Raw genomic sequence first — 6,784 nt, 5'->3', positions numbered from 1 at the left:
TGCCAGGGGTGGGCCCGGGCGCCAGCCCGGAGGTGGGCGCGCCCATCGCGCGGGCCATCAGCGCGCGGGCCTGGCCGTCACCCGGCGCGTGCTGCAGAGCGACGGCCACCTCCGAGACCGCGGCGTCCGGCTGCCCGGCGTCCAGCATCAATTCGGCCAGGTGCAGCCGCAGCGGCACATCGGCGGGTGCCGCTTCAACGGCCGTGCGCAAGCTACGTATCAGGGGGGAGTCCTCGGACATGCGGCTACCTTATGTACACGTTGTCCCAGGCCCGCCGCCGGGAGGGATCGGTCAGCCCGGCGTCAGCGGTGCGCGTCAGACTCCGGTCACCGAAAGGACTGAGGGGGACGGGAGATTCCATGGAGCGAAGTACGGGCGGCGCGCTGCTCGCGACGGCGGTCGCCGCGACGGGCCTGGTCGGCACCGCGACCGAACCGGCGCAGGCCTCCGCGACCGCCTGCGTCATGCGCGAGGGCAGCGCCCACACGGACTGGACCGGCATGTCGTGGGACGCGGACATCCTGTGCGACAACACGCCGGGCGACGTGCGCCTGCAGTCGTTCACGGACAGCCCGGTGGTCGGCCGCATGGTGACCACCCGCAGCTGGTTCGTGTGCTGGAAGGTGGGTGACCAGCACGCCGGGGGCAACAACATCTGGTACTACACCCAGGGCGACGAGGTTGTCTCGCGCCCGACCGCGAAGGCCTGGGGCTATATGCCCGCGGTGATGCTGGAGACGCCCCAGGACCCGGTCCCCGGCCTGCCCAAGTGCTCATGGGGGTGAGGGAGATGACGCGGACGACCCAGGCGGCGCCGCAGAACCGGCGCCGTGGAAGCCGCCGTGCCGCCGGTGCGCTGCTGGCCTCGGCGATGACCGCGATGTGTCTGCCCGCGACCGCGTCCGCCGCCGCTTCGGCCACGGCCCCGGCGCCGGTCTGCCACGTCCGTGAGGGCGTGCGGCACACCGACGTCAAGGGCCACACGTACACCAAGGACCTGTACTGCGAGAACGCGGTCGCGGACGTCTTCGCGACCCCGGAGGTCTACGGGACGGTCATCGCCAAGCTGAAGACCTCGCCGAGCTGGTTCGTCTGCTGGGAGAGCGGTGACCTGCACCAGGGCGGCAACCGCATCTGGTACTACACGCAGGGCGACGAGGTGACCAACTGGCCGCTGTGGAAGGGCTGGGGGTACGTCCCGGCGTTCCGCGTGGAGACCGAGCCCGACCCGTTCCCCGGCGTGCCGGCCTGCATGCCCAGCTGACCGGCCGCCCCTCCCCCACTGACGCCCTGTCAACCGACTCCAGGAGTGAACTCGTGGCGCTTTCCCACCTGGTAAGACGCGGACGGATCGTCGCGTCGGCCCTCGTCCTCACGGCGGCGGCCGCCTGGCCCGCGACCACCCCGGCCTCGGCGACCACACCGGCCTCGGCAGCCACCCCGGCCTCCGCGGACGACGTGACCTGCGTCCTGCGGCCCGGCATCGTCCACAAGGACACGCTCGGGAACACCTTCACCGGCGACCTGTACTGCGCCAACGCCCCGGGCGATCTCTACGGCCGCCCGGCCTTCGACGCCCCCGTGACCGGGCGCCTCAAGACGACCCAGAGCTGGTTCGTCTGCTATTCGATCGGCGAGGCCCACAAGGGCGGGAACAACATCTGGTACTACACCCAAGGCGACGAGGCCGTGGAGCTGCCCGGCCTCAAGGCGTGGGGCAACATGCCCGCGAGCAGCGTCCTCACCAGCACCGACCCGTTCCCCGGGCTGCCCCGCTGCCCCTGGCACTGAGCGCCCCGTGCCGCCGCCCGCCACCCGCGCCCTGATCACCTAGACTCGGCCAATGGCGAAGTACTTCGACGTGCACCCCGACAATCCCCAGCGGCGCAGCATCACCAGCGCGGTCGACAGCATCCGCTCCGGCGCGCTCATCGCGTACCCCACGGACTCCTGCTACGCGCTGGGATGCCAGCTCGGCAGCCGTGACGGCATCAACCGGATCCGTACGATCCGTGACCTCGACGAGCGCCACCACTTCACGCTCGTGTGCCAGAACTTCGCGCAGCTGGGCCAGTTCGTCCATCTCGACAACGACGTGTTCCGCACCATCAAGGCCACCACCCCCGGCCGCTACACCTTCATCCTCCCGGCGACCAGGGAAGTCCCCCGCCAGCTGCTCCACCCGAAGAAGAAGACCGTCGGGGTCCGCATCCCCGACCACACGGTGACCCAGGCGCTCCTCGCCGAACTGGGCGAGCCGCTGCTCTCCAGCACCCTTCTGCTCCCCGACGAGGACGAGCCGCTCACCCAGGGCTGGGACATCAAGGAGCGGCTCGACCACGTCGTGGACATCGTCCTCGACTCCGGTGACTGCGGCACCGAGCCGACGACCGTCATCGACTTCTCCAGCGGCGAGGCCGAGGTCGTACGGCATGGGGCGGGCGACACCACGCGGTTCGAGTAGCGGCGGGGCCCGGCCGTCAGCGGGCCGCGTCGGCGAGCAGCTTCAGGGCGAGCGCCTCGGTCTCGGCGTCGGCCTTCTCAGGGCTCCCGGTGTCGTACGGCGGATCGGGGTCGTACTCGACCGCGAGCTGCATCGCCCGCGCCACCTTCTCGTCGGAGAGCCGGGCGGCCAGGTGGAGGCCCATGTCCATGCCCGCGGAGACCCCGGCAGCCGTGATGATCTTCCCCGTCTCGACGAAGCGGCCCGGGGTGTAGATCGCGCCGACGTCCTTCAGGTACGGGCGTGAGGCCCAGTACGTGGTGGCGGGCAGGCCGCGCAGCAAGCCCGCCGCCCCCAGGATCAGCGAGCCCGTGCAGACCGATGTGGTCCACACCGAGCGGCGGTGGATGCGGCGGATCCACTCGTGCGCGGCCGTGTCCTCCATCATCGCGGTGGTGCCCCGCTGCCCGCCGCCGGGGACGAGCAGCACGTGGGCCCGGCGTACGTCCCGCATCGCCCGTTCCGCGATCAGGCTCAGCTCGCCGGTGTCCGTGCGCACCGGTCCGGGCTCCCTGGCCACCATCGTGACGCGGGTGTTCGGCAGGCGGCACAGCATTTCGTAGGGGCCGACGGCGTCCAGGGCGGTGAAGCCGTCGTAGAGCAGTATCGCCACCTCCACCTGGCCGCTCCTCACCTCAGGCCGCCCGTCCTCCGCGGCCGCCGGCGCCGGGCCGCCGCTCGCGCCGACGGCCGCGACCGCCGCGCCCGCCACAGTGCCGCGCAGCAGACCGCGACGGCTCGGCACCGGCTTGCCATCATCCGTGCTCATGTCCGACCAACACCCCTCGTCCGTCCAGTGGTTGACGCTCCAGTAGTCGTGCGTCAACGCACAGGAGTTCCCGGACGCGGAGAACGGACGCGGGCCTCGGCGCGCGACGGCCGCCGCTCTTCGGAAGGTCAGCGGCGCCGACGGCTCTGCGGGGACCAGCCGGCGCCGACCCCGGCGAGATGCAGGGCGACCAGCGTCAGGCCGAGCAGCATCAGGCTCGTGGTGCCGAAGAAGATGTTGGTCGAGGTCTCGGTGAGGTGCAGGATCCAGGCTGTGCCGAATACGACGGCGGCGGCTATAGCGAGCACGTTTACTCCTTCGGGGAACGCGGCCCGACGCCGCGCGGCGATGCGGGGGGTGACTCACCGGCCGACTTCCCCGGGGCGGCAGGTCCATGCGCCCTCCCTGTGACGAATTCCCTGGTACGCAGCCCCTGTGACGCAGTCCCTGTGACGAACCTCGCCTGATCCGGCCGACCGCTCCTGACCAGGCACGTCCGCCGTCGCGCCGGTCCCGTTCACCCTTCTCGGCCGCTCTTCCAGGGGTGCCATGACAACACCGAACGGCCCCCGCTACTGTCACTTCCATGTGCGTGGGGAACAGACCCGTCTCGTGGGGGCCGGGCCGAACCACGAGGTGCCAGTTCCGAGCGCGCCGCAGGAGAGAGCGACATGACCGACCACCACCCTGAACCTCACCCCGAGGCCGAGCGGGCCGAGCGTGATGGCCAGCCACCCTCCGGCATGCAGGAGGCGAAACGGCTCGCCGCCCAGGCGCGACGGCTGCAGGAGCAGGTCATCGAGCTGGAGGTACAGGTCCGCGCCCGCCCCAAGATCGCGCTGGCCGAGGGCGTGCTGGTCGAGCGGTACGGCCTGCCGGACCCGGACGCGGCGTTCACGCTGATGCGCCAGGCGTCCCAGCGGGCCAACATCAAACTGCATCAGCTGGCCACCGCGGTCGCCCGCACGCGAGGGCCCGCCCAGGGCGCCGCCGTGTGGTTCAACACCCGGGAGCGGCGTCCGGCGCCGCCCCTGACCGCGCTCGGCGCCGGCACCCTCGACGAGCGGAACCAGGGCGAGGTCCTCGGCGCCGCGCTGCGCCGCGTCATGCACATCACCAGTACGTACATGGGCAACGTGCAGTTGGTCGAGGACGGCACGTTGCGCATGGAGAAGCACGCCGGGCTGCCCCGGCAGTTCACGGACTACTTCGCGTTCGTCGACGGCGGCACCGCCTGCTCGCGGGCCGCCACCGCGAGCCACCAGGTCACCGTCAAGGAAATCGCCTCATCGCCCGGCTTCGACGACGTCACACGCCGCGTCATCCTCTCGGCGGGCAGCCGCGCCTGCCACAGCGTCCCGCTCGTCGACGACACCGACACCGTGCACGGCGTCATCTCCTCCCACCACGCGCGCCCCCTGGTCGGCTTCACCCGGGTGCAGCTCCAGGCGCTGCACCACACGAGCCGCGCCGTAGGCACGTGGATCGACTGGCACCGCCGGACGGTCCTGCTGGACGCCCTGGAGGACCTTCACCAACTGGCTCGCGCCCGGGAGCTGTAGGGGCGTCACGGCAGCGGCAGCCGGTTTGTTGCGGAATCTTCACGCCGAGGCACCCTTTCCTCGCGTTTCCAGGGGCACCCGCGAGAGCGTCCACAACGGAAAGGGGAGCGGCATGATCGCGGTCGCCGTCCTACTCCTGCCGGGGCTGGCGCTGCTGGTGTTCGTGACCGTGCGTCTGGAGGACGGGCTGCTCGACCCCAAAGGCCCGGCCTCTTCCGCCCGCCACGCGCGGCATGCCCGTCGGCACCATCTGCGCCTGATCCCCGGCGGCGGTGACGCGCCGACGGCGGCGGAGCGTCACAGGCGCCCGCAGGGCCGGAACAGGAACGCCGCCTGAACAGCAGTACGCGGCCGGGGCCCGGACATAATCCGTCCGGACCCCGGCCGCGGTGGTGGCGGTCTTCTCTACCAGCGATACCAACGGCCTCGTCGGCCGCCTGCCCCAGTGGAACGCATCACGAATCCCAGCAGCCACAGGACGATCACCACGGCCGCGACAAACCACAGCGCCTTCAGGGCGAATCCCGCACCGAAGAGAAGCAGGGCCAGCAGTAGAACAACGATAAGGGGAACCATCGATATCAACCTCCAGGGCACCATGTGCCCCGGCCCTGCTCCCTTATGCACAGCCCGTTTTGGCGCGGGGGCGCGGGGACGTGAAAGTCTGCGGCCATGACGATGAATGACTACGACCGCGTGCGTGCCGGTATCGAGGCCATGACGGCATACATTTCCGGCGAACAGGTAATGGACGAATACGTCGCGGAGAAACGCGCCGCCGACGGCAATCTGGACCAAGTCGCCGACAGCGCGACCGCGTTGTGTGCCGCATTGCTCTTTCAGATCGCCGAGATGACCGGTAAGACCCAGCACGAGGTGTTGCAGGAGCTGGCCCACGGCCTCAACCGCAACGAGGCGGAGCAGGCGGAGCAGCGGGACTGATAGGTCGGACCGGATTCCGGTGAGGGCGGCGCCCACGCCGCGAACGCGCGAGAAGGAGCAGGCCCATGGACAGTCCCCCCGAGCCCTCGGGCGGCGCGTCGGCGTGGGCGCACCGTCGCACCGCCCTGCGCCGCACCCCGGTGTCGATGTGGAACGACGACGTATCGGACTGGGCCGCGGCGCTGACGTACTACGCGATCCTCGCCCTGCTCCCCGCGCTCCTCGTCACGGTCAGCCTGATCAGCCTGGTCAGTCCCGACACGACGGAGGCGCTCATCGCCGAGGTCACGGACTGGGCGCCCGCGGAGTCGGGCCGTTCCCTGCACGAGGCGCTGAGCGAGATGGCCGACGCCCGTTCCGCGGCGCTCACGGTGGTGATCGCGGGCGGGGTCAGCGCCCTGTGGTCCGCTTCGAGTTACTCGGCCGTGTTCCGGCGGGCGCTGCACGCGATGCACGGCGAGCCGGACTGCCGCCCCGCCCTGCGCAAGGCGCACCGCGTCCTGATGACCGCCCTGACGCTCCTGGCGCTGCTGGTCGCCAGTGCGCTGCTCCTCGTGCTGAGCGGTCCGCTCGCCGAGGGGCTCGGGCGGCGCCTCGGTGTCGGCGACGCGGGGCAGACCGCCTGGAGCGTCCTCAAGTGGCCCGCGCTGGTCTGCCTGGTGGCGCTGCTGGTCCTGGTGCTCTTCCGCAACGCGCCGCCCCAGGTCCGCGGCTGGCGCCAGATCCTGCCGGGCGGGGTGCTTGCCGCGCTGCTCTGGCTGCTCGCCTCGGGCCTGTTCACGTGGTACGCGGCGGGATTCGGCAGCTACGGAAAGCTGTACGGCTCCCTCGCGGGTGTCGTCGTCTTCCTGGTGTGGCTGTGGGTGTCCCATCTGGCGCTGCTCGCCGGGGCGCAGTTCACCGTGGAGCTGACGCGGGTGCGGACCGGCCGCCCGATGCCGGAGGCACCGTGTCCGGAGGGCGAGGCCGAGGCCGGGCCCGGGGCCGGGGCCGGGCCCGGGGCCGGC

12 protein-coding genes are annotated in these 6,784 nt (G+C 71.3%); 8 read left to right on the top strand and 4 right to left on the bottom strand.

The window, feature by feature from the left end; genetic code table 11:
- On the bottom strand, positions 1 to 241 hold a 241-nt coding region (locus GKQ77_RS24255), incomplete at its 3' end, for a tetratricopeptide repeat protein (protein ID WP_219691052.1).
- 119 nt (positions 242 to 360) lie between these two features.
- Between GKQ77_RS24255 and GKQ77_RS24250 the strand changes: the two genes are divergently transcribed.
- From GKQ77_RS24250 to GKQ77_RS24235, 4 genes are read left to right on the top strand one after another with little or no spacing between them, the layout of a single operon-like run.
- Entirely contained in the window at positions 361 to 786 is a 426-nt protein-coding gene (locus GKQ77_RS24250) for a hypothetical protein (protein WP_219691051.1), read from the top strand.
- A gap of 5 nt (positions 787 to 791) precedes the next feature.
- The gene (locus GKQ77_RS24245; RefSeq protein WP_219691050.1) at positions 792 to 1,265 is read left to right on the top strand and encodes a hypothetical protein; all 474 of its coding nucleotides are present in this window, start codon (positions 792 to 794) and stop codon (positions 1,263 to 1,265) included.
- 53 nt (positions 1,266 to 1,318) lie between these two features.
- Positions 1,319 to 1,792 carry a hypothetical protein gene (locus tag GKQ77_RS24240; protein ID WP_219691049.1) on the top strand — a complete coding sequence of 158 codons (474 nt, stop codon included), beginning with the start codon at positions 1,319 to 1,321 and terminating at the stop codon, positions 1,790 to 1,792.
- Positions 1,793 to 1,844: 52 nt separating this feature from the next.
- Positions 1,845 to 2,465 carry an L-threonylcarbamoyladenylate synthase gene (locus tag GKQ77_RS24235; RefSeq protein ID WP_164551660.1) on the top strand — a complete coding sequence of 207 codons (621 nt, stop codon included), beginning with the start codon at positions 1,845 to 1,847 and terminating at the stop codon, positions 2,463 to 2,465.
- Positions 2,466 to 2,481: 16 nt separating this feature from the next.
- On the opposite strand, the gene GKQ77_RS24230 is transcribed toward GKQ77_RS24235, so the two are convergent.
- Positions 2,482 to 3,273, bottom strand: a complete 792-nt coding sequence (locus GKQ77_RS24230) for a DJ-1/PfpI family protein (RefSeq protein WP_219691048.1) — start codon at positions 3,271 to 3,273, stop codon at positions 2,482 to 2,484.
- A 128-nt stretch (positions 3,274 to 3,401) separates the two neighbouring features.
- On the bottom strand, positions 3,402 to 3,581 hold the full coding sequence (locus GKQ77_RS24225) for a hypothetical protein (RefSeq protein WP_219691047.1): 180 nt from the start codon (positions 3,579 to 3,581) through the stop codon (positions 3,402 to 3,404).
- A 363-nt stretch (positions 3,582 to 3,944) separates the two neighbouring features.
- On the opposite strand from GKQ77_RS24225, the gene GKQ77_RS24220 reads away from it, so the two are divergent.
- On the top strand, positions 3,945 to 4,835 hold the full coding sequence (locus GKQ77_RS24220) for an ANTAR domain-containing protein (RefSeq protein WP_258021863.1): 891 nt from the start codon (positions 3,945 to 3,947) through the stop codon (positions 4,833 to 4,835).
- A 112-nt stretch (positions 4,836 to 4,947) separates the two neighbouring features.
- Positions 4,948 to 5,172, top strand: coding sequence for a hypothetical protein (locus GKQ77_RS24215; protein WP_219691046.1), 225 nt, complete (start codon positions 4,948 to 4,950; stop codon positions 5,170 to 5,172).
- A 68-nt stretch (positions 5,173 to 5,240) separates the two neighbouring features.
- On the opposite strand, the gene GKQ77_RS33590 is transcribed toward GKQ77_RS24215, so the two are convergent.
- The gene (locus tag GKQ77_RS33590) at positions 5,241 to 5,411 is read right to left on the bottom strand and encodes a hydrophobic protein (RefSeq protein ID WP_125510748.1); all 171 of its coding nucleotides are present in this window, start codon (positions 5,409 to 5,411) and stop codon (positions 5,241 to 5,243) included.
- A gap of 96 nt (positions 5,412 to 5,507) precedes the next feature.
- On the opposite strand from GKQ77_RS33590, the gene GKQ77_RS24210 reads away from it, so the two are divergent.
- Both GKQ77_RS24210 and GKQ77_RS24205 read left to right on the top strand, forming a co-directional pair.
- Positions 5,508 to 5,777 carry a hypothetical protein gene (locus GKQ77_RS24210; protein WP_258021862.1) on the top strand — a complete coding sequence of 90 codons (270 nt, stop codon included), beginning with the start codon at positions 5,508 to 5,510 and terminating at the stop codon, positions 5,775 to 5,777.
- Positions 5,778 to 5,842: 65 nt separating this feature from the next.
- On the top strand, positions 5,843 to 6,784 hold a 942-nt coding region (locus GKQ77_RS24205; RefSeq protein ID WP_219691045.1), incomplete at its 3' end, for a YihY/virulence factor BrkB family protein.

The sequence above is a fragment of the Streptomyces anatolicus genome (assembly GCF_019400875.1).
Taxonomy (GTDB): domain Bacteria; phylum Actinomycetota; class Actinomycetes; order Streptomycetales; family Streptomycetaceae; genus Streptomyces; species Streptomyces anatolicus.
The sequence above is the reverse complement of the archived record's forward strand: the minus strand, read 5'-3'. Positions and strand labels throughout refer to the sequence as shown.

What these genes read in the sequence shown, in the direction of transcription:
- GKQ77_RS24250 (WP_219691051.1), top strand. Translation starts at nt 361, where the DNA reads ATGGAGCGAAGTACGGGCGGCGCGCTGCTCGCGACGGCGGTCGCCGCG.
- GKQ77_RS24245 (WP_219691050.1), top strand. Translation starts at nt 792, where the DNA reads ATGACGCGGACGACCCAGGCGGCGCCGCAGAACCGGCGCCGTGGAAGC.
- GKQ77_RS24235 (WP_164551660.1), top strand. Translation starts at nt 1,845, where the DNA reads ATGGCGAAGTACTTCGACGTGCACCCCGACAATCCCCAGCGGCGCAGC.
- GKQ77_RS24230 (WP_219691048.1), bottom strand. Translation starts at nt 3,273, where the DNA reads ATGAGCACGGATGATGGCAAGCCGGTGCCGAGCCGTCGCGGTCTGCTG.
- GKQ77_RS24220 (WP_258021863.1), top strand. Translation starts at nt 3,945, where the DNA reads ATGACCGACCACCACCCTGAACCTCACCCCGAGGCCGAGCGGGCCGAG.
- GKQ77_RS24215 (WP_219691046.1), top strand. Translation starts at nt 4,948, where the DNA reads ATGATCGCGGTCGCCGTCCTACTCCTGCCGGGGCTGGCGCTGCTGGTG.
- GKQ77_RS33590 (WP_125510748.1), bottom strand. Translation starts at nt 5,411, where the DNA reads ATGGTTCCCCTTATCGTTGTTCTACTGCTGGCCCTGCTTCTCTTCGGT.
- GKQ77_RS24210 (WP_258021862.1), top strand. Translation starts at nt 5,508, where the DNA reads ATGACGATGAATGACTACGACCGCGTGCGTGCCGGTATCGAGGCCATG.